The organism is Enterococcus sp. DIV0358, from assembly GCF_051713465.1.
GTDB classification, from domain to species: Bacteria; Bacillota; Bacilli; order Lactobacillales; family Enterococcaceae; genus Enterococcus; species Enterococcus faecalis.
On record NZ_JBIOPX010000001.1, the window covers coordinates 1,688,758 to 1,714,323 of the forward strand.

Consider the following 25,566-nt stretch of genomic DNA (forward strand, 5'->3'; position numbering starts at 1 on the left):
GTTGCTCAAATTTAGTCTATTTAAAAATATTAAACACCCTCCTGCTCAGCAAGAGAGTGTTGATTACTCGTTTTTTTAGTGATTGATTTGACTTGCTGGTGTGAAAAGCAAACTAATGATGATGCCAACTATCAGTAACGCTAGCAATATAAAAATTAACTTTCCAAACCTGTGATAGGGATTGATCGAAAGCCCAATTCCATAAACTTTCGGAACCCACAAAGGAGGCGTTGGATTATCTTTTTGATCTTTATAGGCTATCTTTAAAATCTGCCACGCAAAATACAACAATGGTAAAACCATAATTACCCCAACTATACCTAGCCATTTTGCTAATAAATCACTGGTATGCAAAAGACTGATTGTCAGAATTGGTACAAACAAAAGAATAAAGCTAATTGTGGCTCCCACTTGTGCTTGCTTAAGCAGTCGTCTCTCACGGAGAGTAAGATTCGCAAACATTCCATCCATCCTTTCATGGTTTTCAGATTAAATCAACGAATCACTAAAAAACTAAATTAACTGCGAAAATCAATGACCATTCGCCCGCGAATTTTTCCTTGTTCCATTTCTTCAAAAATAGCATTAATTTCTTCTGGTTGGCGTGTTTGACAAACAGGAACAACTTTTCCTTCTGCACCGAATTGGAAAGCTTCGCTTAAATCTTGACGGGTTCCAACTAACGATCCGACTACGTGAATGCCATCAAGAACAAGACGTGGAATAGATAAATCCATTGTCTCAACAGGCAATCCAACGGCGACAACCGTTCCTCCCGCACGGACTGCATCTACTGCGCCATTAAATGCTGATTTAGCTACCGCAGTGACTACTGCTGCATGGACACTACCAATTTCTTTTTGAAGTTGTGCAGCAAAATCAGGATCTTTAACTGGATTAATTAAAAGATCAGCACCCATTTCTTTCGCAAAAGCTAACTGATCATCATTCACATCAACAGCTACTACTTTTGCATTAAAGACATGCTTGGCATATTGTAAAGCTAGATTACCTAGCCCACCTAATCCTGAAATCATTAGCCATTGACCTGGACGAATCCCAGATTCTTTTATCGCTTTGTAGGTTGTTACCCCTGCACAAGTAATAGAGGAAGCTGGCTCTGATGCTAAATTTTCTGGCACTTTCACTGCATAACCGTCTGTGACGATGCATTCTTCGGCCATGGCACCATCAACTGTATATCCAGCATTTTTTACTGAACGACAAAGCGTTTCTCGACCAGAAGTACAATATTCGCAATGCCCGCAGCCTTCATAAAACCATGCAACAGATGCACGATCACCAATTTTTAAACTAGTAACGTCTTTTCCAACCTCCGTCACAATCCCAATTCCTTCGTGACCTAAGGTACAACCGCTAACATCGCCAAAATCTGCATTCTTAACGTGTAAATCCGTATGACAGACACCACAGACTTCCATTTTCAACCGCGCTTCATTATCTTTCAATGGACGCGATTCTTTTTCAACAATTTTTGTTGTTTTTCCTTTTGCTGCGACAATTGCTTTATACATGGTTCTTTCCTCCTTGTTTCCATTGTGAATCATTGAACAATAATAGTATAATACTACTTTCCAAAATAAGGAACACCAATGACTTGCGTAAATTAACGCTAATTTGACAGTTTATCCTTGCTAGACAGCCCTTCTTCCCTTATATCATAGATAATTCATACTAGCATGTTTTTTTCTGCATAATTGTCAACTATTTTAAAGGCAGGTTTTACAACCTCATTTTTCCCTTCTTTTTTCCCAAGATATAGCAGACGGTACCTAAAATAACTAGAATTAAAAAGGCCATGAGGTACTTAAGCCAGTAAAGGTTTTTGGCTTTATGATCAACAGAACGCTTATTATACTGATCAGCTTGCTTCTTGTTTATCGTGAAATCTTTTGAGAACGTCCAGTTCCCCTCATGATTTTTCAACTTAATGGTATAGGTATAGTCTCCAGGTTTAAACGAATCTTTCAGTAAAATAGGCAGGTCAAACCTTGTGTTTGGTGCAAAACTCAGATTATTTTTCTTTTCGTGAATGATCGTTTTGTTTGTTCCTTTTTCTTTAACAAAAAAATCTCCTTCGACTTTTGACAATAACTTCCGCTGTGGATTTTTAATTTCCATCGAAACAGTATTGTGGCGGTTAATTTGCCCAATTTTAACAGAACCACTTTCCAATTTTGCAGGTATGGTCTCTGCTGTTTCATTCACCCGAATAGCAATCGTATGCATATAAACATTTTGAATTCCACCCTTGCTTTGGTCCCCAGCTATCTCTACAGGTCGAATCGTCACTCCACCTAATAAAATTCCTGAGAATAACTTTTCTGGCATCGTTATTTGAAAATCAATCGTTTGTGATTGTTTACCAGGAACACTAATGTCCTTCCTATTGGGACTAATCAAATCACTAAGTACCAAACTCATCGATGGATCTTTTTCAAAGCTACTTTTTGTATAGTCAACTATCCCATTACTATTTGTTGTTGCTGTATTTACCTGAACTTTAAATTTTTGAGGGTTCGGCGTAGTATTGGTTATCGTTAATTTGAATGTATCTTTTTGTTTCGGAGTTAATGTCATATCAAAAAAATTACTGGTTTTGTTATTTTGAGTTGCTCCGAAAACGGGTGTGACTGTATACGCATTCGCATTGTCAATTGTTGCTGAACTATTGGTATTAGACGGATCTGCCCAGGCACGCATCGCTCCACCTAAACAGAGAATAGTCAATATAAAAAGTATCTTTAAAATTCTTTTCAATTTATCTGCCTCGTTTTCTTACATCGTTTTATGTTAAATTCTTAGGCGGGTGCTCCATCGATGGCATTCCAGACGATGGTCCCAGAGTAGGTATTTGCAGCAATACTTTTAGGTATATTTAACGTTGCATTTAAATCGGCTGTCGTGACAGTGTCTGATAAACGGATATCACTTTTATCTAGCGAAATAATGGTTGAAGCATCTGTGGTTAAATCAACGCCCGTAAAGGTACCTTTTTCAGAAGATCCGTCAGGTTTTTTAGTGTCTAAATGAAGTGTCATTCCGTCTAAGCCAGTGACACCTTTTCCTTTATCTTCTAAATTCGCTGTCAGATACCAACCTGTATTCGTTGTCCCACGATTATCATTAATGATAAGTTGCGACTTGCTTTGATCTGGTTGCGTATGATCTTGGCCGTCTTTTGTCACCGTCCCAAAGTTAATTTGTGCTAATGGTGTAATGGTTAATCCGCCACCCAAAACCGACACATTCGCTGTGGTATTGGTATTATCAGCCGCATTCACAGTTTGTTGTCCAATTAAAAAGATCCCCGTTCCTAAAGTGACAGTTAAACCAATTATTTTTTTATTCATTATTTTTCCTCTTTTCTTTATAAAGTCCAACGATTAATGTACTTCCGAGTACCACGATTCCTAAAAGCGTCTCTTGAGACGTAATCTCGTTTGTTTTTGGTAAAAAATTAGGTTGTCCTCGTGAAGTTGGCATATCGTTAGTCTGCGGTATAAGCTCATTGGGATGTGGAACAATATCCTCACTCTCTTTCACTATTACCATGACTTTTGTGCCAGCTTGTGCGTCAGTTGTCTTGTCTTCAGCTTGTACTTGAATTGGCAAACCGAGAATAAAGGCAACAAACAATAAATCATAGATAAACCATTTCACAGCTATTCCCTCTTCCCTTACGGTGTTGCTTCTAAGTTCCAAATTAACTGAGCTTCATATTTACCAGCAGGTGTGACTTTTGAAATAGTTAATGTGGGCAATAATTGTAATTTCGTCAAAACTTTTTTATTTTTGATAGATTGGTTACTTACGCCAGCTACTAATTGTTGCTCATCGTTAACCATGATATTTTGCTCAGTTGTTACATAATCGACTGACTTTGGATTTAGCGTGAGATCAAGCCCTGCGTCTTTCCACGCTTGTGTTTTCTGATCATTTAAATTATAGGCTACTTCAAGCTGCCAGCCAGTTGTCCGATTAGGATCCCCCGTATCTTCAATGTTCATCTCACAACTTTTTAATGTCTGTGTTTGATCTTGGCCATTAAATTTTACGTTCTCAAAAGGCATTAGTTGTTCAGATAAGTGATAAAAGTCTAGACGATTAGAGTAATAGTAGGTCCAATCAACGGTAATACTTTCACTAAAACCTACTATTTTAGAGATATCATAAGTAATTTTATAGACGCCCGCTACTTCATCGTTTACCTGATCAGGCGTATAGCGAATCGTTATCTTACTATAAGGAATGGACTGTCCATCATTATCTGTTGCACTATCAAAAAGACGTTTTGGATCAAAGGGCGTCCCCACAGAAAAGCTGTCGTTATGTGCACCAATATGAGCTGAAGAGGGAATGACTTCTAGTGCAGTCTGCGCCTCCAATCCTAGGTATTTATAATCAATTTCATATTTACCAACCACTTTTGTATCCACCGCATCTACTGGGACCTTTTGCTCTCCGTCCAGTTTATATATAGTGACACTTACGTCTCGAAAATCACCTTTTTTACCATCTGGTGTTTGTAAGCTAGTCACTTCACTTTCTGGTTGCCATTGAGTATATTGATAAATCGTATCTTGAGATTTAACTTTAATTTGCGCTTGATCAATGTGCACAGCTAAACTTTTCTCATTTGAGTAGCTTTTAGATGTATCATCAACATCAAGAATTCTAAATGTTAATGTGTAATCTCCTGAAGTTGGTAAAGCATCTGCTAAACAGTTAAAACTAACGCAATCATCTGTGACTGGTAAATTTTTTAAATCTTGCTTCCCAATTTTATGAAAATCAGTTTGGGCAGCACCTGAAATTTTTTCTTCAATCTGAACTTTTCTAGTTGTCGGAGCCTTAACGGTTAGTTCTACTGGTATCTTTTGTTGCGGGTGAAATGTTGTTTGACCTTTAACAAAAGCTGCCCTTTCTAAACTTGGCACTTGGTATGGATCTATTGTGACGCGCATATATGTTTTATCTGTGGGCTCTGAAGAATCCGTTCCTGGCGGATTGACTAACGGCAGCCCACAACCATCTTTGCCACTAAACAAATAAGTTGTTAACCCGTTTTGCTGTTGTGAAGAGACATTCACATTGGCCTTAGGATCAACTGTGTGAGTATGAAAATTAACTACGCGCGCAAACCGTTGAGCAACATACCCATCTGTCCAATTAAGCGGATTGTCTTGTCTTTGGTTCATCGTAAACTTTGGTGATAAAAACTCCCCTGGTAACATCGTTGTGCTTTCAGGTATTTCAGGATATTTAGAGGCATCTTGGGTATTGTAATTGGATAATGGATTGTCTTTATCACCGCTGTCCCATGGCGAGATATAAGAAGACCAAGTAGCCACTTTCCCGGTGATTCCAGTAATAATTTGATGATTCAAATTATTTGGATCTTGCTTTGCTGCTGCCGCTAAACTTGTCGCACGTAACCACATGTCTGCACTAGCCGTTACCATATTATGATTAACTGTATTCGTTGTATCTGAAAATCTACCCAATTCATACGTCCGGCCAAAAAAATCTGCCGATAACAAAAATTGATCACTCTCATTACCATCCGACAAAACATTTGATACAGGTAAGCGATGTTTCGTTAAACTTTTATTGAGGGAATAATCCTTCGAATCGCCATCTTTCATCAAAGTTGCCACATCTAAATCAAAATGAAGCTCAAATGTTATTTTAGTTTTATCAGGTTCATTACTCCAAATGTCATAAATTTTCCCAAGAGACAAATCAATAGAATCTCCACGTTCACAAAACATCACCTGATGCTCAGTATCAACCCCACTATAGTCTTGTTCGGGATCACCCCACCCTGGTGAACCATCTTCTGAAAAACCGTTAAACGTCCGCATTCCTTTTGTGTTGATGATTGATATTCGTGTATTTTTTTGTCCACTAATTGAATAAAAATTTTCTGGATTATCCGCATAAGCCTTGTCATAAGCCGCTTTAAAATTATCTGCACTTATATTTTCTGGTAAATGAAACATCAGAGCATATTGCATCCCATCGGTATCGAAAGCAAGAGCAGTAATTTTTTGTGTATGAGAAGTGTCCACTGTTCCGGATAATTTTACGTGTAATTTTCCTCCAAATGATCCATCAGGACCACCACCATCGTCATGGCTTATCTCCATTCCATAAGGTAAATCAGTTCTCAAATCAATGGCTATCCCTCCCGCTTGATAGAGTGAAGCTGCCTCACATTCTTGAAAATGCACGCTCAAAAAACAAGAAATCGTTACCAATAGTAGACAAGAGTAAAAGAAATAAGCAATGCTTTTTTTTCTTTTGCAGGTTGGCATTTTAATTTTTAATTGTTCGTTGATTTTTTTCATTGCTTACTCACCTTGACCTTTTTTGGAATTAGAAACTAAATAATAATTATTCTAACTACTGCTAGCTTATCAACATTGAAATTGCTTTGCCACACACAATTAATGTATAAGGCTGTACATTAATTGTGATGGCCGCTTCTTATTGCGCTTGTGTTAACATATCAATACAAAAATTTAAAGAAAGTAGACTACAATGAACCTAAATTTTACTTTTGGAGGTCCATAACATGTTTCCATCCTACCTAACGAATGAGCTAGAAATTTTATTTTATATAGTGAAGCGAGCTCATACGTCATTAAATGAAATTTCTTCCAATTTAAAAATTTCAAAAAGAACGGTCAAGGAAAATCTGATAAAAATAAATCAAGAATTCGAGGATACTTATCAAATCCAACATTTTATTGTCTCTAACAATAATGGCATTGTTTGTGTAAATCCAGCGTACCGAAAAAGCGCGGTCGAATACGCCTACACGTTAAAACTCAATCTTTTAAAAAACAATGTACAATTTAATTATTGCGTACAATTAGTCACACATTCTTCCATTGATAAAAACGAATTAATTAAAGTTTTATATATTTCTGAACATTATCTGGTAAAAATCACGAAACAACTGAATAACTTTTTTAAAATTTTTGATATAGTAATCGTTAGTATTAAGGGTATTTATCAATTAACTGGCAATGAATTATCGATTCGAGTGTTTTCTTTCATTTTCCTACAAGATTCCTTTCAAGAATTGGCTTGGCCTTTCTCTAAAATAAGTCTTGAAGAAATAAAAAAAGTCTACCCGATGAACTTCTTGAACGATCCTATAAAAATGTCCGAATGAAGAAAAGAGCGTTTTATATTTTATATGCGATATTTAAAACTAGAACAAGTGCACAAAACTTCTTAAAGATGCCGCACTCTAAAAACCTGCATTCTTTTTTTATTCTGATCAATCAATACAGTCATATGACTTTATTTTTTCTTGAACACTCCTTCGCTGACATTCAATGCAAAACAAGAAAAACTGAAATTTTATACTTTAATTTTTTATCTCGCATTTTTATCCCTTATATCTTTTCGGAAAAGCAAACGAAACAAATAGAAAAATTATTTATAGAATCTAACCATCCTTATTGTGTCTTATCAAAAAAATTATTTAAGCAAGTAGCCTACTTACTGACAAATCAGCATAATTATCAATACGTTTACTATCTTTCTATTTTTAATGCTTGGTACTTTTTAACGGAGGGCAATTATTATACTTTTTTAACACTTTATTTACCGCAGCCAGAAATTTGTACTCCGTCAGATGTGGCATACTTTAATCGAATAAAAGGAACGGTGGCAAAATTAGTTCACCAAGAAACGCATTTAGAGTTACTCAGTCAACTGCTTTACACATTGTCTGTGTCCGAAAAAAAAGTACAAGTGAGAATCTATTTACAAATTATCAAAGATTTTTATGCAAATTATTTTATTAAAACACGGTTATCCTCCTTATATAATACAAACGCAATCTCTATTACCGAAGACTTCACAAATGCGGATATCATCATCACAGATTCCTTCGAAAAAGCTACTTCTAATCAAGATATTTTCTACTTAGATTCCATTGAAAATGAAGAAAGTTGGCATGAGCTTACAGAATTTATTCAACAAAAATATATGGCTAAACTTAATGTTGGCTTATAATTGTGAGTTTTCTTAAAAAGAGCAAATTTGAAAAAAAATTTTAGAGGTGTATACTAGCAGAGGAATAATTTTTTAGCTTCTAATAAATTTTTAAAGAAGGAATGTTTTGTGAAATTATCTATCAAAAAATTTTTTGAGGTTTTCTTAGAATCGTCTTGGGCGTATAGTCGCCCTATACTAACTTTTGATACAAGACAGAACTGGTTTGCTCTTGTTCTTAGTATCATTATTGCAAATGCTGTTGGTGCTGTTCTAACAATAGTCTTTCCTTTCGCTTTTGTTTTAGTAAATGTTGGTAGCTTTTTGGGCACTGTAATTTGTGTCTTACCACGACATAGCTCTCCACAAAGAAGTGCCATAGATGGTATTTTAATGATTTTTCTTGGTGCCAGTCTGGGGATACTTTTACAGTCGTCAAGTATATTCATTATTTTATTATTCGTCCTTGGTTTGTATTTTTCAGGGATTGTAAGAAACTTTAGTATTGGTCTGTATATTCGATGTCTCTTTGGGACCATTTCTTTACTAGCTGGTGCGCAATTAAAAGGCAATTTGTCTATTGGTCAAACTTTTGAAGGTCTGGGTGCAATAATTTTAGGTATGTCCATCCTTTGTTTGTTCTATTGTCTTTATTCTAAGCCGCAAAATAATGAAGCACGAAAATTAGTAGCCGATTTATATGAACAATTATATTTATTAGCACAAGGAAAACCCGCACGCTATGTCCATTTCAGAATAAAAGTACGCGAATCTGTTGAAACGATGCCATGGGTCAATCATCAAAAAACACCATGGATTTATCCCTTGGTTTCACAAGCAGATGCAATTGCAGGCTCGTTAGATTCAACCAATGCAGCTGAAAATCTTCCTGCTTTAAAAGCAATTCTACTCTTTTTAAAAGGAGAACAATTAACCCTGCCTCTTCAAGAATTTGCTTCAGCAAACACCGAAATAAAATCAGCAATCCTTTTGATACAAAACAAACAATCCTTTAAAAAAATCTCATTTAAATCTTTCTTACCCACAAAAGAAGGACTTGCAGAAGCCAAAGAGATCCTTCATTCTTACAAAGGCAGCTCTGCTAGATTCGCAATTCGTTTAGCTTTAACAGGTTTAGTGTGTCATTTTTGTTCGCTTATACTTAATTACATGTACCCTTTGCCTTTAGCTAATCACGAATTCTGGGTAGTTATTTCTGGTTGTTTGATGGTTATGCCAGGTTATCATGGTACACTCGGCAAAATCACTTCAAGAACTATTGGCTCTATTTTAGGTGGTTGTTTAGGCATCTTTTTGTCTCAATTAATTGCTAACTTAACAAACCTAAATCCTTTATGGCCAATGCTATTGTCTTGTTTGCTAGTTATATTGTATGAAACCGTCCGTAAATTAAGTCAAGCATTTCTAATGCTAAGTGTGACCACTTGGTTAACTTTCACATTAGGTGGTAGTTCTGCAGGCTATACAAGAGTTTTTGATGTAATTATTGGTGCGCTGATTGCTTTTGTTATGTTTTTTATTTTCCCAACATGGCATAGTCAAGTATTACGTAAAAATATCAATAGTTGGTCAAAAACGATCAGCTCTATTTTGCTAGCGTTAATCAATGAAGAGACCACGTTGCCTAGTGATGCTTGGGTACTAGCTTATCGAGTACAACGTAGAGTAAACTATTCTATTCAAGAAATTGTTCTTGAATCTCCTATTTATAGTAACGATGCCTCTGCTGAAAGCTTAATGCAACAAAAACAACTAAATGATCAACTGTTGGAAATGCAAACTGCTATGGAAGAGCTTCTTTTAGAACTTATGAAAACACAACACTACTTAAAAAAATTAGCACCAGTTAAGCCGGATACACTAAACACTGAGTTATTTAACTATTCACAGCAAATACTTTCACTCACGAATCCCCAAAATAATCGACTAATCAACCAGTCCAAACAATCCATTTATTTTCCTCAAATTGAACAATCACTGGTAATCTTAAAAAATTCTACAGCTAATTTCTTTTTAGCAAATATCAAATGATTAAATAGACAAAAAGCCTAGGAAAAATCCAAAGGGAATTTTTCCTAGGCTTAAAAGTTGATAATCTACTGGCAGAGTAATCAATGAAAACAACCGATCTAATCGAGCAGAAAACTTGGTTTTTGTAACGGAATACCCCTGTCCTGACTCCGTTACACCGACTCAATTTTATAAACTTATCTCTCTAACATTCACAAAAAACTTTTTTTTCAGTTTCTGTGAGGATATCATTCATTCGGCCAGATTTAAATCCTTCTAAGTCAAAAGTTACATAATTAAATCCTTGTTTTTTAAGATAATCTGCAATTTTTTCTCTGTTTTCTAATAACAGAGAAAGTTTGTCTTCTGGAATTTCAATCCGTGCTAAATCATGATGTGCTCTGACACGGACAATTGGAAAACCTATTTCCCGTAAATATTTTTCACTAGCAAATACTTGATCAATAGCTGAGCGTGTTAACTTAATGCCATAAGGAATTCTTGAAGCAATGCTACATGAGGCAACTTTACTCCAATTGGAAATACCTGCGTCTTTAGCAAGTTGACGTATTTCAATTTTATATAATTTAGCTTGTTGTAGCGGACTGATGACCCCTTCTTGATCTCTTGCTCTTAATCCAGGACGAAAGTCAGTATTATCATCCATAATCATCCCATCGGCCAGAACATCAAATCCCTCTTTCTGAATAGCCGAACGAATAGTTTTATATAATAATTTTTTACTGTAGAACCAGCTATTAGGGTTATTTGCAACAATTCTATCATCCGCTAATTCGCTCATTTCAAGGCCTAACACATTTGCTCCCAACCCATTAGCTAAATCGACCGCTTTATCAAACTCATCATCAGAAAATAATTCTGAATTTACAACAACCGCAAGTACATTTTCAGCACCTAAAGTGTCCAAAGCTTTTTTTAGCAAGTAAGAGCTATCAATTCCACCTGAATATGCAACAGCCAACTTATCCATTTTTTGTAATTCGCGAACTAAACTTTGTTCTTTCGTTTTCATGACAGACATTTAAACCATCTCCTATTGATTTTCTTTTACATAATTAATTATAGACATCTCCACATTAGAAAAAATCACGATTCATAGTATCAATTATTGTCAATATTTGTACACTTAATACCGTTTTAAATGTTGTAACAAGTTAGCATTGGCTTCTATCTCTTCCTTTGAGTACCTTGTAACAGCCGAATCAAACAATAAAATGGAATCAGCTTCCTCGCAAATACTCAAATAGTCATGGGTGGAAAGGATAATTGTTTTACCAAGTTGATGCAGATTTTTTATTATCTTTTTAAATAATTTTTCCGATTCTTTTGTCAACCCAGTAAACGGCTCATCTAATAAATACACGTCTGGATTCATTACTAACAGACTAGCAAAAGCCACTTTTTTCTTTTCTCCTCCCGATAATTGATAAGGCACTTGATTGCTTAAATGGGTAATTTTTAATAAATTCAAACAATCATTAATTCTTTTTGCTGTTTCATGCTCGGATAGTTGGAGCTGTCTAGGGCCAAATGCCAATTCGTCATAAACTGTTGCATTAAATAATTGTGTGTCTGTCTCTTGAAATAATATACCCAAATGAGCATAATACTTCTTTTTATGAATAGGGTCTTTTTTCCAGGCCGTTAATGATTGTTCCATAAAATAAATCGTTCCCTCGGAAGGTTTTAAAAAACCTGCGAGCAAATTTAAAAAAGTGGATTTTCCACTGCCGTTATCTCCCATCAAAACCAGATATTCTCCTCTGGCTATTTCCAAATTACAAGGCGAAAAAACAGGCTTCGTTTGATAGCGATAAACCAAATGATTTACTCGATACATATTAGTTCCTCCCTAAATAAAGCAACCCCCCGAAAAATAAAAGATAGGCAATACTAACCAAAAAATCTTTCGTTTTTAATGGTTGCTTTACTCGATAATATTGACCAGTATATCCTCTTGCTTCCATCACCATGTCCAACTTTTTCCCATACGTAAAAGATTTTAAAGAAATAAGACTGATTAAATTACTACCCGTACTCAACTGGATATTCCCACCAACTGCTCTAGCTTCTACAGCGGCAAGCAGTTGGATTAAGAGATTTCCAAAGAAAAAGATATATTTAATCGTAATATCTAATTGTAAAAGTATTATATTCGGAAAATGAAAGATTTTTAATGCTGCTATAAATTGATTCATGTTGGTTGTTTCCATATATTGACTAATCGCTATGGCTAAAAAAAACAAATGAACAATAAATAATAAACTAAATTGACCTAAAAAAAAGATCGGTAAATAGATAATCAGCGGCATCAAAATGAGGATACTAGCTTTTTTGACAATGTTTCGTAGAATAGTTGGTTTTTCAACTAAAAGTAACATGCCTAGGTAGATGCCTAAGAGCCACAAAACAAGAACTTTTTGTGCTGTGCTGATTAAAACAATTAGTAAAAAAGTACTGATCAGTTGAATTGCTGGGTGTATATCACTGAGAATAGTCTTATTGCGTTTCCCACTCACCTGAAATTTATTTAATAAAAAAAGGATTCCTTTTCGATTTTTAAGCATAAAGGTTTCTTTTTTATTAGGTTCAAGGGACGTGGAAGATTCTTTCATCCATTCAGGCATCAACTTTGCCTTCTTCCATTAAATAAACGAAAAATGAGTAAAAAAACGATTATGGCTGTTACGCCACTTAAAATATATCCAAGTGCTAATGGCAGTCCTGGAATAAAGTAATCACTGAAAAGTGCATGAAATGAAAAACCATTCACCATACCTTTTGGTTGTACTGCAGGTAAATGATTCTGTTTTAAATTCTTGACTAATTCAGATAAATCCCATTCACCCCAAGCAGTGGCATGATCAATCAAACCTAATGGACATAAAATTACCATAACCAATAACAGTCTCTTTAATCGCAACAACGGAGTCCTTTTCTTCTTTTCTTCGATAAAAATTGCATCTTTTGACACACTTTTTACAAAATTATAGACACACACGGTGAAGAGACCTTCAACAATTCCTATTACTAACAGATGGACACTCATCATTGCTGGTATAGTTATAGAAAGACCATATGGGTTATAAAGTGGCGTACCATTCGCTTCATGGAATAGTAAGGGTTGGATACCTAATAATACAGAAGTAGAAAATGCCGCCACATTTACACCAAGATACCCAGCTAAGAAAAGACCCATTGTTTCAAATTTTTTTACACGCGTAACTAGCTTATAAACTCCATATCCCACGAATGGCATCACAAACGCCATAGAAAAGGCGTTTGCACCAAAAGCTAATATACCACCATCACCAAATAAACAAGCCTGTAATAGTAAAGCCACCGAAACAGATAGCGTCGCGGCCCAAGGTCCCATCAATAATGCGATGAGAACAGCCCCAACAGCGTGCGCAGTTGTTCCACCAGGTACTGGCAAATTAAACATCATTATTAAAAATGACAAGGAGGAGGAAATCCCTAACATGGTCCCTGTATCTTTTTTTAATTTAATTTGAACGTCAACTTTTTTTACAGCGCGGTACCAGACAGGTACCATAATCGCGCCCATCACTGCGCAAGTTTGTGGGCTTAAATAATTTTCTGGAATATGCATGTTCGTCAGACTCCTATCTTATCGATCAATATAATCAGCTAAATAACTTTGATCGTAAATCACAATTTTTTGTTTTTTGATATCGATGACTTTTTCCTCTTTTAAATCATGGATAATTCGGTTTACGCTATTTCTCGTTGAAATCCCGCAAAACCCCGCAATATCCTCATTAGTTACTTGAAAATCAATTAATATTCCTTCCTCTGTCTGTACACCAAACAAATCAATTAATTGGTAAATAAAAGTACAAACAGCCCCTTTCTTACCATTCATTGTCATATTCTGTAAGGAACTAATACTCTCCGATAATTTTGCTCGGTAGTAATCCCGTACATAATCTTGAAGAACAGCATCTTCTCTAACATATTCCCAAAATACAGTCCTTGGTATCCGATAAAAGCTAGCCTCTTCCGACTCAATGCGGATATTAAAAGGAGCAGATGTATAATTTGATACTTCATCACGTAACAATGAAATAATGTCAGGAGACACAATATACGACAGATTAAATTCTCGTCCATCCTTTAAAATAATACTCGTCTTAACGACCCCTTTCTTTAATACATAGGTGTACGCTTCCTCCAATCCATGATAAGCGAGATAAGTATGGCGTTTTTTTTTGATAATCGGCGTCTTCTTTCTATCTAAGAAAGCTGTAAGATAATCTGACTCCATAATTGTCACTCCTTTGACTAAGTTTCTGTTTGATTCGTTAACTATTATAAACACTCTCACCAACCTTTTGTTAGCAAATGTTACCCACAATAAGGACTGTGTGATTTCTAAATTTCATTATACTTAGTCTCGTAAAATATTACTTAGGAGATGATTGCTATGGTAGAAATTAACCTACCTTATGACAAGAAAATGATTACTGCAAGAATTCCCGATAAAAATTTTATTGGGCTTCTCGAATCAAAAGCTGAACATTTTTCAAATCCATATACTGAGAAAGAAACAGTCGAAAAATCGCTGGACAATCCTATTGGAAGCCTTCCATTAGAAGAATTAGCTAAGGGTAAAAAAGACATTGTCCTCATTAGTTCCGATCACACACGTCCCGTTCCTTCACATATTATCACCCCAATTATTTTGCGTAGAATTCGTTCAGTGAACAAAACAGCTAGAATCCGGATTTTAGTTGCTACAGGCTTTCATCGCCCTTCTACACGAGAAGAACTGATTAGTAAATATGGTAAAGAGATCGTAGAGAATGAAGAAATCGTTATGCATATCTCTACTGATGATTCCTCAATGGTCAAAATCGGTCAACTACCTTCAGGGGGCGATTGTATCATTAATCGCATTGCAGCAGAAGCAGATTTACTGCTGGCCGAAGGATTTATTGAATCACACTTTTTTGCAGGATTTTCTGGTGGACGTAAATCTGTTTTACCTGGAATTGCTTCTTATAAAACCATCATGGCTAACCATTCTGGAGAATTTATTGATTCCTCCAACTCACGGACAGGAAATTTAACGGATAATCCAATTCATAATGACATGGTCTACGCTGCCGCTAAAGCGAATCTAGCTTTTATTGTTAATGTCGTTTTAGATGGTGACAAAAAAATTATTGGTTCCTTCGCAGGCGATATGGTTGAAGCGCATAAAGTTGGTTGTAACTTTGTAAAAGAAATTGCCCGTGTCAAAAAAATACCTTGCGACATTGCGGTTTCAACGAATGGCGGATTTCCACTTGATCAAAACATTTATCAAGCAGTTAAAGGGATGACCGCTGCAGAAGCAACCAATAAAGACGGCGGTGTCATTATTATGGTCGCTGGATGTCGTGATGGTCACGGTGGTGAAGGTTTTTATGAAAATATTGCCAATGTTAAAAATCCAAACGAATTTTTAGAAGCAGCCATCCATACACCACGATTAGAAACCGTGCCAGATCAATGGACTTCGCAAATTTTAGCGCGAATTTTAGTTCATCATCATATAATTTTTGTTTCAGATCTTGTTGATCCTGAGCTTATCACTTCGATGCATATGGAAATAGCAAAAACGTTTGATGAAGCGTTAGAGCGAGCATTTGAAAGAGAAGGTCTAAATGCAAAAGTGACTGTGATTCGAGATGGCTTGTCTGTCATTGTAGAATAATGATCCTTGAGAAATCAGGAATAAGGAGCGTTGTATTATGCAACCGAAAGAAATTTTAGGAGCTTTTAAAGAGGGAAAATTATCTTTAGAAGAAGCAACAAACAAATTAAATGGCTTTTGCGAATTAGACTTTGCAAAAATTGATACGCAGCGCAAAGAAAGAACTGGGTATCCAGAAGTCGTTTATGGGGAAGGGAAAACAATTGAGCAACTCATCAAAATTATCAATAGCTTAAGAAAAGAAAACAATACAATCTTAGTTACTCGCGTTTCACAACAAAAAGCCCAACCTTTAGAGTCGAACTTTACTCATGGAACCTACTATGAACTTGCACGTTGTTTCGTTATCCACCAAATGGAGACTACAACAAAAAACTATATTGCGATAGTTACTGCTGGAACGTCAGACATGTCCGTTGCTGAAGAAGCAGCAATCACTGCAGAAACTTTCGGCAATCAAATAAAACGTATCTATGATGTAGGCGTTTCTGGCATTCATCGTTTGTTCGCTCACCTAGATGAGATTCAACAGGCTTCGGCGGTTATTGTGATTGCAGGCATGGAAGGCGCACTGGTGTCCGTGTTAGGCGGACTAGTTAGCGTGCCAGTGATTGCCGTCCCTACTAGCATAGGCTACGGCAGCAATTTCCAAGGACTGACTGCTCTTTTAGGAATGCTAAATAGTTGTTCCTCTGGCGTTAGTGTAGTCAACATAGATAACGGGTTTGGTGCCGCTTATAATGCAAGTATGATTAATCAAATAAAGGAGTCTTCACTATGAAAAGCTTATTTTTAGAACCATTTTCTGGTCTTAGTGGTGATATGTTAAATGGATTGTTGCTTGACTTAGGCGGGGATTTAAACAAACTGTTAATCGAATTAAAAAAACTTCCCATCGATGGGTTCACCATTCAAGCCCAACGAATTGCTAAAAGTTGTATTTACGGAACAGATTTCGATGTTCTCCTACAACATGGAAAAAAGGATTACGGTATAAAACACAGTCTCTCTCCTCACCACGAAAATGAACATCATGAAACGAAAGAACATGCACATCATCATAGCCATTCTAGAAATTTAAAAGATATTTATACATTAATTGAAAAAAGCGACTTGTCCAATTTTGTAAAAAAACATAGTAAAAATGTTTTCTATGACATTGCAAAAGCTGAAGCTGCTGTTCATCAACAAACAATTGACACTATTCATTTTCATGAAGTTGGAGCAATTGATTCAATTGTTGACATCGTTGGCTTTTTTATCTTATGGGAACAGTTAGAGATTGAACAAGTCTATTCAACGCCAATTACAGATGGAAGTGGCACTATCACAATTGCCCATGGAGTCATGCCAATACCAGTTCCTGCGGTGATGGAATTACGTAAAGAAACGAATTTAATCATTCAACAAGACTTTGAGATAAAAACTGAACTTGTCACACCGACTGGCTTAGCTATTTTTAAAGAACTTAGTCCTCTATTTGTCGCACCAGAACAACGATTAATTGAAAAAATAGGTTACGGATTTGGCAAACGAGAAACAGGCAAGTTCAATGCCCTCAGAGGATCGATCTTTACTGAAACACATAGTAAAAAAAAGAGGACAGAACACCATGACCAAGTCTTAAAAATTGAAACAAATATAGACAATCAAACACCTGAACAGTTAGGTTACGTAATGGATCTATTATTGGAGCATGGTGCTCTAGATGTTTTTTTCACGCCCATTCATATGAAAAAAAACCGAAGTGCCATTCTATTAACGGTTTTAACAACAACAGAGGAAAAAGAATATTTTACAGAACTACTCTTTAAACATACTTCTACAATTGGTATGCGTTTTCAAACAATGGAACGTAGTGTGATGGACCGTTCTTTCAAAATCTTGGAAACACCTTTTGGTAAGGTCCATATTAAAAAAAATCATTATCATGGCCTATTGAAAGAGTCTATTGAATACCAAGATTGTGAACGAATTGCTAAACAATATAATTTTACAATTGAGGAAGTCTATCGCCTCGTCCAAACATTAAATAATAAAACTATTGATTAAAGGAGCTTTATCTTATGTTTCATCATATCTTATCAGAATTTATGGGAACTGCATTAATGATCGTATTTGGGGTAGGTGTTCACTGCGACGATGTCCTAAAACGAACAAAATACGCTGGTTCTGGTCACATGTTTGCAATCACTACTTGGGCTTTTGGAATCTCTGTTGTTCTGTTCGTCTTTGGCGGAGTCTGTATTAATCCAGCAATGGCCCTCGCTCAAGCTATTTTAGGAATGATTCCATGGTCTTACTTCATTCCCTATGTCATCGCTGAAATGTTAGGCGGCATTTGTGGCGCCGTCATTGTTTATATTATGTATGCTGATCATTTCAAGCTATCCGCCGATAGTGTCGATCCAATCGCTATTCGTAATATTTTTTCTACAAATCCGAACCAACGAAATTTACCAAGAAACTATTTTGTTGAAACTTTTGCAACATTCATTTTTTTAACATCTATTTTAGCGATTGCACATTCCTACGAAACACAACTACCCATTGCTGTTGGTTTGCTTGTTTGGGCAATCGGCATGGGACTAGGTGGTACTACAGGATTCGCAATGAATCAAGCACGTGATTTAGGTCCTCGTATCGCCTATCAACTTTTACCAATCAAAAATAAAACCAATAATGATTGGCAATATGGGTTGATTGTTCCCGGAACTGCACCGTTTTTAGGAGCCATTTTTGCGACACTTTTCGTAAAATTTTTCCTAAAATTCTAATAAACCAACTAAATTTCTAAAACAAAAAAATATATAAAATAGAAGCTAGTCTCTAAATTTCTTCTATTTTATATATTTTTATTTTAATCACAAGATTTTTTCTGTATCTTAGAGAACAATAATTCAATTTATCAGCTTTTCCAGTAGTCTAATTAATTTTTAGATAGGAAAGACATCTTGGACTATTTTATTATTGATCATACTAATATCTACATCCAGCCATAGCTTATCGTGTAAGCGGAAGTTAAAATCATAATTAGTCTTGTAGCAAACTTTTGTATTACTTTAAAAATCCAAAAAGTATTTTTTTAAAGTATCGTTTCTAAATCTAGCAGATCTTGCCTAACTAGTAAAATAGAATTGGAATAGTAAAAGCATTGGAAAACTAATCAGAAAATCTAAATAGCCATAATGAGCTTCTTAGTTTTTATGCACGTAACTCCTTAGCGATTTCAGGGTTTACAGGAAATTTCGGCATTTGACCATTAAAATAATCAATAATGCTGTTTGCAGCCTCTATACCTAATGATTCAATTGCCTCTATAGTAGTTCCAGCAATATGACAAGTCAATAAACTATTTTTTGCTGTAAGTAGTGGATTGTTTTTTTCAGGAGGTTCTGGCAAAAAAACATCTACTGCTGCTCCTGCAATAAGCTCTTCGTTAAGTGCATCAGCTAAATCTTGTTCATTAATAATGCCACCACGACCTGCGTTAATAATAAATGTACTTTTTTTCATGTTTTGAAGTTCTTTTTTTGTTATCATATTCTTAGTTTGGCTAGTAAGAGGCATATTGATTGAAATAAAGTCTGCTGTTTTATAAATTTCTGTTAAATTAGGAATTAACGGTACTGGCGATTTTGTAAGATATGGATCATATGCAACAACTTGGACACCCATCTTTTCTGCTAAGCTAGCTAAAATAATTCCAACTTTGCCAAGACCAAGTATAGCTAGCTTCTTTCCTCGAATTTCACTGCCATTCAAATCATATCGACTGGCCAATGCTGGTAGGGATGACCCTTTCACTGATAGACGCCCTTCCGTAAATAAATGATTAGATTTATATAACTTTCTACTTAAGGTCAGCATTGAAGCCACAACATATTCAGCCACAGAATACGCATTTACCCCGTCAACATTTGTTACTAAAATACCTTTTTTTGTTGCTTCTACAACATCAATATTATCTATACCTGTGCCATGTCGTGCAATAATTTGTAACTTTTTTCCGCTATCCATTATCTTTTTAGTTATAGGAGTAGTTCGGACTAATACCGCATCTACGTCTCTAATTTCTTTTTCCATGACCTCTTCATCAGTTGAAGGAGAAATTTTAACTAAAAATCCTGCATCTTTTAAAAGCTTAATTGCTTTTTCACTTATTTTTTCACTTAATAATAATTTTAACATACATGCCTCCATAGAACTTTTTATATACATATAAGCCAGTTTGCTCTAACACTTAGAGCCCTTTTTGGTGATTATTCAGTAAGTTAATCCTGGATTGAAAACACCTAATAAAACGCCAACGAGAGAAATAACAACTAAAATAAGCATGGTCCAAATAGCGGAAACATGTTTTTTCGACATCAACCACCAACAAAACAAGGTAACAAGTATCGTTAATAATCCTGGATAAATACTGTCAATTTTATCTTGCAGTTTAAGGAAAACTTTTCCGTCAGCACCTATTAATTTAAGAGAAGTAGTTACATTTACCCAAGATGCAAGGACCCCACCGACAACCATACTACCGATAACTCCGATAGCAACTCTAACGGCGGCTCCTTCTTTCCCAACTAAGAAACTTACTGCTTTATCGCCAAAATGATAGCCTCTAAAATACAAAAAGCGTTGGCCAAAATAGGAAATTAACGTCCAAACAATAATATAAAATATGGCACCAATTGGCGAACCGCCCGTGGACATTCCTAAGGAAATTCCTAACAAGATAGGAATCAAGGTACCATCAACTAATGAATCACCAATCCCTGCAATTGGTCCCATTAATCCTGCCCTCATATCATTAATGGTTTCTCCATCAATTTCATTCTTACTTGCTCTAGCCTCTTCCATACTAGCAGTCACACCAACAATGACCGTTCCAAGCATTGGATTTGTGTTAAAAAAAGCTGTATATGCTTGAATGGCTTTCACTTGGTCTTCATGTTTTGGATAAAGTTTTTTGATAATAGGAAGCATTGAAGAAAGATAGCCGAACGTTTGCATATGCTGTTGTGAAAAACAAGTTAACGCTCCCCAAAACCATAAATGAAAAGAATGCTTTAACGTTTTTTGATCTAATTTATTTGCTTTCAACTCTTCCATCTCATATGTCCTCCTCTTCGTCATCATTCGTCAGACTTCCTGTTGAATCAACCAGCTTAGTATTGTTTTTAATCAAAGCAATTTTATAAAAAATTACAGCAAAAAGAAGCGCAATAATCGTTATTGAGACTAAATTGAGTTTTAATGAAGCAGCTAATGTGAACCCTACAAAAAAAGGTACAAAATCAATGTTCTTATTAACAATTTGACGTAACAAAATTGCAATTCCCACACACGGAAGCATGCCACCTACAGTAAAAAGCGTTTTCATTGCAAGACCATCCATAGGTAATGCATCTCTCATTGCTGTAACAGCCGTAGCCCCAAAATAGGTTAAAATCACGGTTGGCAAAAAGGAAAAAAGTAGATGAGAAATCCACGGCCAACCAAAATTAATGGCGTATAAATGATCAAGCTTGCCTTTTTTTATATCTTTCCAACCAAACGATTGCCAAACTAAATTTAACGCGGCAACAGAATAAAATAATACCGTTCCGATCGTTCCAACTAATGTGCCGACCGATTTAGCCAGGTCGGCTGCAGAGCCGCCAAGTGGATTTAACCCTTTGGTCGAAATCGCCACCATTGCCAAAGGAATCCCGATATATGAAATTGCCCGCACGTCAGCAGACACTGTTCCTCCAGGTGTGACTAAAGCAATGTAAACTAATTGCATCGCTACGCCACAAGCGATTCCTAATTTTAAATCTCCTAAAATAATGCCACAAACTAAGCCGCCGACTAAAGGACGCCCAATCGTATAATTTCCCACCGCTTGTCCAGCCATACAAGAATTTGAACAGAGACAAGCAAATAGCCCTAAAATAGCCGCTTGTATCCAGCTGATTGTCATAATACTACTCTCCTCTTTTCAAAATTTCTAGAATCAGTAACCAAATTTAGCTTTAAAATGCGCCCAAGAACCAATTCGTTGATCAGGTAATAAGGCAAAATCCACTTTGTAACCAGCCTTTTCAATTTCTTCAAAAGCCGCTGCTTCTTCTGCTGTAAAGGATTGATTATCCCCTAATTTAATTGTCCCTTCCCGATCATTCCCCGGCCCAACATTAATCATTTTTACTTCACTTGGAACAAAATGCCAATCTACCAAAATTTTTTTCATATCCAAAGGACTCTTTGTGATCAAAAAGTATTTTGACTTAGACGCTAATACTTTATCCTTTACATCAAAAAAATGCGCCATTGTCCAAATAAAGGTTTTTTTATCTTGTGCAGCTGCTTTATATGCTTCCTTTAAAATAGGGTTACTTGCTGCTTTGTCATTCACAGCTATAATGCCATCACATGGCATTTCTTTAGTCCAACGTAAAGTAATTAAGCCATGAATCATTCGATCATCGATTCGAACAAAAGAAATTGACATGTTCATCTTCTCCTTTAGATATCCTCTTCAGTTATATCGTTTTCAGTTACATCGTCTTCAGTTACAGTTAACTCTCTAATGCCATGACAAGCATCTGCTACTATCATTTTTTTCAAATCAGATAATTCACTAGTTTCTTTCAATAGAAGCGCATTTAAAGCCATTGGAAAATTTACTCCTCCAACAATCAGAGAATTTTCTAGCATTTTTTGCTTATCTAATACTTTACAAATAGTAGCAAGTGGACTCCCGCCTACAATATCAGCCAAAACGATTAGCCTCGTTTCCTGCGGTAATTTTTCAACCTCATAAAGAAACCGCTTACCAAAATTATCGGTAGATTCACCAGGTTGTAAGCCAAACACTCTGACTGTCTCTAACTCATCGCCAGCAAACATCCCTAATGAATTTTTTAACCCTCTAGCAAAATCGCCATGACTAACCAGAACTAAATAAGTCATTTCCTCTCTCCTTTCTTGACATTTCCACTTCAAATTTTTTAAATCACCTCTTTTTAAGAGTTCATAATACAACTTTTATAAAATGACAATACTTGCTTCGTTCGCCTCACACTCCTTTGATAGCATGAATGTTTAACAACAGTACCTTTCTAAAATTAAAGTCATTCACTAAAAAAGTTCTAATGAATTTGACTGTTGTAGCTTGATGACAAGGAACAATGACTTTCTTTATCCATAAAAACATTTAGTTGATTACGCTTAAAAAAATAAATAATATAGCAATTTCCAAAAAAATTTACGTTTGAATAGTCCCTTTTCTAAATTTATTGATTCATTTTTTCAACTATTAGGTTAGCAAAGTCCCAACACACATTCCACCCACAATAGGTGTACATAGTTGTACATTATTCGGAGTTAATCAACTCATTTAACCTATGGTAAAATAACCATATATCACTCCAATTTTCTAATTATATAGGTCATTCCAGGTCATCCTCTTTTGGATATAACAAAATGAAATTATATCGAATCTATGGTTTTATGCTCTTAATAAATTAAAAAGTAAAGTAGGGATATTTATATGTCAGCAAAAGAAAAAACGATGAAATATGGATTGGTAGGACTCTTTTTAGGGATATTGTTATTAGCTCATCTAGATTTATTAGCTGAAAATCTTAGTTATCTTCTCTTAGGATTATTACTTTTACTTGTTGCATATCTAATCTTGGTAAAAAAATTTTATTTTTTCTCAAACTTGATTCCTAAAAATACTACTGATATAAATTTAGGTAAAAAATATGGTACGGCTTCTGGCATCGGCAGTTTAGTTATCGGGATTATTTTAATAATTCTGGGACTATTTTTATAGAAAAATAATTACTAAAATAAAACAAGCAGTAAAACCATAAAAAGTACACGAGAAAAGAACTCGTGTACTTTTTATGGTTACCTGTATAGCCTTCAATTTGTTCCTTTGTTACTTCTTTTTCTTGATAATGCTCTTTACAGTGCTACGTTAAAACAGCAATAAAAATTAATGAAGGGGAATTTAACTCAAATACCAATGATTATTATTTAAGACCGCTTTCTCAAATAACCCTCATTGATTACGTACTAATCGTGATAGACTCCTCGTTGCCATTTATCTAAAAATTCATCGAAAAAGTGCGCATCTTGTTGTTCTGGATGTTGTTTTTCAACTTGATTAATTTTTTCAATTAGTTGTTCGTTGTCTTCTGTTGGATGATAGTGTGCTTCAATAAAAGCAGCAGCGATATCACAGATCAAGAATTCTCCTGTTATTTTCCCACCGAAACCAATAACATTTGCGTTCAATTCCTCTTTCGCATACAACGCTGTAGTCATATCGCGAACTAAAGCAGAACGGATACCCGGCACTTTGTTAACCGCATTGTTAATTCCAACGCCTGTTCCGCAAATACATATACCCAAATCAGCCTGATTGCTCATTACGGCTTCTCCCACTTTTTTTCCGAAAATAGGATAGTGAGTTCGAGTAAAATCATACGTGCCTACATCTAAAATTTCATATCCCTTTGCTTTCAAAAAATCAGAAACTGCTATTTTGGTATCCGTCACAATATGATCACAACCAATGGCAATTCTCATAAAAACGCTTCCTTTCTATTATTTGTTAAGCCATTTTATTTAACATATCTACACGTATTTGATGACGCCCGCCTGCATAATGACCTGTTAAGAATTCTTTTATTATGTTTTTGGCTAGTTCTGTTCCAACAATTTTTGCGCCCACCGTGATCATCCGAGCATTGTTGTGTTCTCGCGCCATATATGCAGAACGCTCATCTGACAACTCAGCGACAATCATTCCTTTAATTTTAGCAGCAGTCATAAAACTACCTGCCCCATAACCATCAAAAACGATTCCTAAACTTTCAGTATCCTTTAAAACTTCATGAGCAACAGCAAGCGTTGCTTCTATAAAGTCTTCCGAAGCACTTTCACTTTTATCGATTACCTCAACTTTTTCTTGCAATAAGTATTGTTTCATTTCTGCTTTTAATTTTATTCCATCTAAATCTGAACCAAGTATGACACGCATTTTGTTTTCCTCCTTACCTCGTGTATCTACTATTAAAATTCTGTCCCTTTCTTTAAACTCAAATCCCCTTCTCGAAAACATAATAAAACAATATCGAACTTTATTCAACATTTATTTTCTTTTTTGTTTATTATTGTTTAATATTGTGTTGACATCTTTTTGAAAGCGTTTTATATTATACTTGTAAATAAATAATAATATATTAAAGAAACGAGGGGTTCTATGGTTATTAAAACATCGATTTTTTCATTAGATACTACCTATATTTCAAACAAAAAAACACAAGAAGAAGTTTTTGAAGAAGTTTATTTAGACTTGTTAAAAAAGAAATTAGTTACACCTGATTTTCTAACTAATTTATTGGAACGAGAACATAACTATCCGACTGGTTTAAGTTTAACACTGATTGATCCTGAACTACCGAATATCGCCATTCCGCATACCGAAAGTACCTTTGTACGGACGACAAGAATTATCCCGATTAAATTGAATCAACCCTTATCATTTCATAACATGATTATCCCAGATGAAACGCTCTCTGTTTCCTTTCTTTTCATGATTTTAAATGAAAACGGTATTGAACAAACGGGTCTTTTAGCAACTATCATGGATTTTATTAACACGACAGACCGTTCATCACTATTGGCTTTTTTTCAATGTGAAGATAAAGAAGAAGTTTATCGTTTTTTACAAAAAAATTTTAAAGGAGAGATTTAAC

At 35.4% G+C, this 25,566-nt stretch carries 25 protein-coding genes and 1 pseudogene; 8 read left to right on the top strand and 18 right to left on the bottom strand.

Annotated features, from left to right (window positions below):
• Positions 1-75 precede the first annotated feature (75 nt).
• From IGK70_RS08260 to IGK70_RS08285, 6 genes are all read right to left on the bottom strand, one after another.
• Entirely contained in the window at positions 76-471 is a 396-nt protein-coding gene (locus IGK70_RS08260; protein WP_162783019.1) for a hypothetical protein, read from the bottom strand.
• Positions 472-518: 47 nt separating this feature from the next.
• A complete protein-coding gene (gene adhP / locus IGK70_RS08265; RefSeq protein WP_104855860.1) occupies positions 519-1,535 on the bottom strand; it encodes an alcohol dehydrogenase AdhP in 1,017 nt (338 codons plus the stop codon).
• 208 nt (positions 1,536-1,743) lie between these two features.
• On the bottom strand, positions 1,744-2,724 hold the full coding sequence (locus IGK70_RS08270; protein ID WP_104855861.1) for a DUF916 and DUF3324 domain-containing protein: 981 nt from the start codon (positions 2,722-2,724) through the stop codon (positions 1,744-1,746).
• A gap of 98 nt (positions 2,725-2,822) precedes the next feature.
• Positions 2,823-3,374: a hypothetical protein gene (locus tag IGK70_RS08275; protein WP_002357217.1), complete on the bottom strand. Its 552-nt coding sequence runs from the start codon at positions 3,372-3,374 to the stop codon at positions 2,823-2,825.
• On the bottom strand, positions 3,367-3,726 hold the full coding sequence (locus tag IGK70_RS08280) for a peptidase (protein WP_104855862.1): 360 nt from the start codon (positions 3,724-3,726) through the stop codon (positions 3,367-3,369). Before IGK70_RS08280 ends, IGK70_RS08275 begins: the two co-directional genes overlap by 8 nt.
• Positions 3,702-6,374 (bottom strand): bacterial Ig-like domain-containing protein, encoded by a 2,673-nt coding sequence (locus tag IGK70_RS08285; RefSeq protein ID WP_104855863.1) that lies wholly within the window; start codon positions 6,372-6,374, stop codon positions 3,702-3,704. Before IGK70_RS08285 ends, IGK70_RS08280 begins: the two co-directional genes overlap by 25 nt.
• Positions 6,375-6,601: 227 nt before the next feature.
• Between IGK70_RS08285 and IGK70_RS08290 the strand changes: the two are divergent.
• A pseudogene (locus IGK70_RS08290) lies at positions 6,602-8,058 on the top strand (helix-turn-helix domain-containing protein).
• 108 nt (positions 8,059-8,166) lie between these two features.
• Positions 8,167-10,089, top strand: coding sequence for an FUSC family protein (locus IGK70_RS08295; protein ID WP_113793632.1), 1,923 nt, complete (start codon positions 8,167-8,169; stop codon positions 10,087-10,089).
• A 184-nt stretch (positions 10,090-10,273) separates the two neighbouring features.
• Here IGK70_RS08295 and larE read toward each other — a convergent pair whose 3' ends face one another.
• The 5 genes from larE to IGK70_RS08320 all read right to left on the bottom strand — a co-directional run bounded on the left by larE (position 10,274) and on the right by IGK70_RS08320 (position 14,377).
• Entirely contained in the window at positions 10,274-11,110 is an 837-nt protein-coding gene (gene larE, locus IGK70_RS08300) for an ATP-dependent sacrificial sulfur transferase LarE (protein WP_033593204.1), read from the bottom strand.
• A 105-nt stretch (positions 11,111-11,215) separates the two neighbouring features.
• The gene (locus IGK70_RS08305; RefSeq protein WP_033593205.1) at positions 11,216-11,929 is read right to left on the bottom strand and encodes an ABC transporter ATP-binding protein; all 714 of its coding nucleotides are present in this window, start codon (positions 11,927-11,929) and stop codon (positions 11,216-11,218) included.
• Between the two features lies 1 nt (position 11,930).
• Entirely contained in the window at positions 11,931-12,716 is a 786-nt protein-coding gene (locus tag IGK70_RS08310) for an energy-coupling factor transporter transmembrane component T family protein (RefSeq protein ID WP_002398393.1), read from the bottom strand.
• Positions 12,716-13,702 (bottom strand): cobalt transporter CbiM, encoded by a 987-nt coding sequence (gene cbiM, locus IGK70_RS08315; RefSeq protein ID WP_002361997.1) that lies wholly within the window; start codon positions 13,700-13,702, stop codon positions 12,716-12,718. Before cbiM ends, IGK70_RS08310 begins: the two co-directional genes overlap by 1 nt.
• Positions 13,703-13,720: 18 nt before the next feature.
• Complete coding sequence (locus tag IGK70_RS08320; RefSeq protein WP_002361998.1) at positions 13,721-14,377, bottom strand: Crp/Fnr family transcriptional regulator; 657 nt, start codon at positions 14,375-14,377, stop codon at positions 13,721-13,723.
• Between the two features lie 159 nt (positions 14,378-14,536).
• Here IGK70_RS08320 and larA point away from each other — a divergent pair, with 159 nt between their 5' ends.
• From larA to larD, 4 genes are read left to right on the top strand one after another with little or no spacing between them, the layout of a single operon-like run.
• The gene (gene larA / locus IGK70_RS08325; RefSeq protein ID WP_002357200.1) at positions 14,537-15,811 is read left to right on the top strand and encodes a nickel-dependent lactate racemase; all 1,275 of its coding nucleotides are present in this window, start codon (positions 14,537-14,539) and stop codon (positions 15,809-15,811) included.
• 37 nt (positions 15,812-15,848) lie between these two features.
• The gene (larB, locus tag IGK70_RS08330) at positions 15,849-16,592 is read left to right on the top strand and encodes a nickel pincer cofactor biosynthesis protein LarB (protein ID WP_104855865.1); all 744 of its coding nucleotides are present in this window, start codon (positions 15,849-15,851) and stop codon (positions 16,590-16,592) included.
• Entirely contained in the window at positions 16,589-17,863 is a 1,275-nt protein-coding gene (gene larC, locus IGK70_RS08335; protein WP_002362001.1) for a nickel pincer cofactor biosynthesis protein LarC, read from the top strand. Before larB ends, larC begins: the two co-directional genes overlap by 4 nt.
• Before the next feature lie 14 nt (positions 17,864-17,877).
• Complete coding sequence (gene larD / locus IGK70_RS08340; RefSeq protein WP_002357197.1) at positions 17,878-18,588, top strand: D/L-lactic acid transporter LarD; 711 nt, start codon at positions 17,878-17,880, stop codon at positions 18,586-18,588.
• A 427-nt stretch (positions 18,589-19,015) separates the two neighbouring features.
• On the opposite strand, the gene IGK70_RS08345 is transcribed toward larD, so the two are convergent.
• From IGK70_RS08345 to IGK70_RS08365, 5 genes are all read right to left on the bottom strand, one after another.
• A complete protein-coding gene (locus IGK70_RS08345) occupies positions 19,016-20,002 on the bottom strand; it encodes a hydroxyacid dehydrogenase (RefSeq protein ID WP_224798938.1) in 987 nt (328 codons plus the stop codon).
• A 75-nt stretch (positions 20,003-20,077) separates the two neighbouring features.
• Positions 20,078-20,947 carry a PTS system mannose/fructose/sorbose family transporter subunit IID gene (locus IGK70_RS08350; RefSeq protein ID WP_002382434.1) on the bottom strand — a complete coding sequence of 290 codons (870 nt, stop codon included), beginning with the start codon at positions 20,945-20,947 and terminating at the stop codon, positions 20,078-20,080.
• The gene (locus IGK70_RS08355) at positions 20,922-21,773 is read right to left on the bottom strand and encodes a PTS mannose/fructose/sorbose/N-acetylgalactosamine transporter subunit IIC (RefSeq protein ID WP_104855766.1); all 852 of its coding nucleotides are present in this window, start codon (positions 21,771-21,773) and stop codon (positions 20,922-20,924) included. Before IGK70_RS08355 ends, IGK70_RS08350 begins: the two co-directional genes overlap by 26 nt.
• 33 nt (positions 21,774-21,806) lie before the next feature.
• Positions 21,807-22,304: a PTS system mannose/fructose/N-acetylgalactosamine-transporter subunit IIB gene (locus tag IGK70_RS08360; protein ID WP_002357192.1), complete on the bottom strand. Its 498-nt coding sequence runs from the start codon at positions 22,302-22,304 to the stop codon at positions 21,807-21,809.
• A 14-nt stretch (positions 22,305-22,318) separates the two neighbouring features.
• The gene (locus IGK70_RS08365; protein WP_104855765.1) at positions 22,319-22,765 is read right to left on the bottom strand and encodes a PTS sugar transporter subunit IIA; all 447 of its coding nucleotides are present in this window, start codon (positions 22,763-22,765) and stop codon (positions 22,319-22,321) included.
• 580 nt (positions 22,766-23,345) lie between these two features.
• Here IGK70_RS08365 and IGK70_RS08370 point away from each other — a divergent pair.
• A complete protein-coding gene (locus IGK70_RS08370) occupies positions 23,346-23,633 on the top strand; it encodes a hypothetical protein (protein WP_002369241.1) in 288 nt (95 codons plus the stop codon).
• Between the two features lie 245 nt (positions 23,634-23,878).
• Here IGK70_RS08370 and lacB read toward each other — a convergent pair whose 3' ends face one another.
• Both lacB and lacA read right to left on the bottom strand, forming a co-directional pair.
• Positions 23,879-24,394, bottom strand: a complete 516-nt coding sequence (lacB, locus tag IGK70_RS08375; RefSeq protein WP_002357189.1) for a galactose-6-phosphate isomerase subunit LacB — start codon at positions 24,392-24,394, stop codon at positions 23,879-23,881.
• 25 nt (positions 24,395-24,419) lie between these two features.
• On the bottom strand, positions 24,420-24,848 hold the full coding sequence (gene lacA / locus IGK70_RS08380; RefSeq protein ID WP_002357188.1) for a galactose-6-phosphate isomerase subunit LacA: 429 nt from the start codon (positions 24,846-24,848) through the stop codon (positions 24,420-24,422).
• Positions 24,849-25,070: 222 nt separating this feature from the next.
• On the opposite strand from lacA, the gene IGK70_RS08385 reads away from it, so the two are divergent.
• Positions 25,071-25,565, top strand: coding sequence for a PTS sugar transporter subunit IIA (locus IGK70_RS08385; RefSeq protein WP_002408828.1), 495 nt, complete (start codon positions 25,071-25,073; stop codon positions 25,563-25,565).
• Position 25,566: the final 1 nt, after the last annotated feature.

Bases quoted from the DNA above. Each gene is read 5' to 3' on its own strand.
- IGK70_RS08260 (WP_162783019.1), bottom strand. From the start codon at position 471: ATGGATGGAATGTTTGCGAATCTTACTCTCCGTGAGAGACGACTGCTT.
- adhP (WP_104855860.1), bottom strand. From the start codon at position 1,535: ATGTATAAAGCAATTGTCGCAGCAAAAGGAAAAACAACAAAAATTGTT.
- IGK70_RS08270 (WP_104855861.1), bottom strand. From the start codon at position 2,724: ATGCGTGCCTGGGCAGATCCGTCTAATACCAATAGTTCAGCAACAATT.
- IGK70_RS08275 (WP_002357217.1), bottom strand. From the start codon at position 3,374: ATGAATAAAAAAATAATTGGTTTAACTGTCACTTTAGGAACGGGGATC.
- IGK70_RS08285 (WP_104855863.1), bottom strand. From the start codon at position 6,374: ATGAAAAAAATCAACGAACAATTAAAAATTAAAATGCCAACCTGCAAA.
- larE (WP_033593204.1), bottom strand. From the start codon at position 11,110: ATGTCTGTCATGAAAACGAAAGAACAAAGTTTAGTTCGCGAATTACAA.
- IGK70_RS08305 (WP_033593205.1), bottom strand. From the start codon at position 11,929: ATGTATCGAGTAAATCATTTGGTTTATCGCTATCAAACGAAGCCTGTT.
- IGK70_RS08310 (WP_002398393.1), bottom strand. From the start codon at position 12,716: ATGCCTGAATGGATGAAAGAATCTTCCACGTCCCTTGAACCTAATAAA.
- cbiM (WP_002361997.1), bottom strand. From the start codon at position 13,702: ATGCATATTCCAGAAAATTATTTAAGCCCACAAACTTGCGCAGTGATG.
- IGK70_RS08320 (WP_002361998.1), bottom strand. From the start codon at position 14,377: ATGGAGTCAGATTATCTTACAGCTTTCTTAGATAGAAAGAAGACGCCG.
- larA (WP_002357200.1), top strand. From the start codon at position 14,537: ATGGTAGAAATTAACCTACCTTATGACAAGAAAATGATTACTGCAAGA.
- larB (WP_104855865.1), top strand. From the start codon at position 15,849: ATGCAACCGAAAGAAATTTTAGGAGCTTTTAAAGAGGGAAAATTATCT.
- larC (WP_002362001.1), top strand. From the start codon at position 16,589: ATGAAAAGCTTATTTTTAGAACCATTTTCTGGTCTTAGTGGTGATATG.
- larD (WP_002357197.1), top strand. From the start codon at position 17,878: ATGTTTCATCATATCTTATCAGAATTTATGGGAACTGCATTAATGATC.
- IGK70_RS08345 (WP_224798938.1), bottom strand. From the start codon at position 20,002: ATGTTAAAATTATTATTAAGTGAAAAAATAAGTGAAAAAGCAATTAAG.
- IGK70_RS08350 (WP_002382434.1), bottom strand. From the start codon at position 20,947: ATGATGACGAAGAGGAGGACATATGAGATGGAAGAGTTGAAAGCAAAT.
- IGK70_RS08355 (WP_104855766.1), bottom strand. From the start codon at position 21,773: ATGACAATCAGCTGGATACAAGCGGCTATTTTAGGGCTATTTGCTTGT.
- IGK70_RS08360 (WP_002357192.1), bottom strand. From the start codon at position 22,304: ATGTCAATTTCTTTTGTTCGAATCGATGATCGAATGATTCATGGCTTA.
- IGK70_RS08365 (WP_104855765.1), bottom strand. From the start codon at position 22,765: ATGACTTATTTAGTTCTGGTTAGTCATGGCGATTTTGCTAGAGGGTTA.
- IGK70_RS08370 (WP_002369241.1), top strand. From the start codon at position 23,346: ATGTCAGCAAAAGAAAAAACGATGAAATATGGATTGGTAGGACTCTTT.
- lacB (WP_002357189.1), bottom strand. From the start codon at position 24,394: ATGAGAATTGCCATTGGTTGTGATCATATTGTGACGGATACCAAAATA.
- lacA (WP_002357188.1), bottom strand. From the start codon at position 24,848: ATGCGTGTCATACTTGGTTCAGATTTAGATGGAATAAAATTAAAAGCA.
- IGK70_RS08385 (WP_002408828.1), top strand. From the start codon at position 25,071: ATGGTTATTAAAACATCGATTTTTTCATTAGATACTACCTATATTTCA.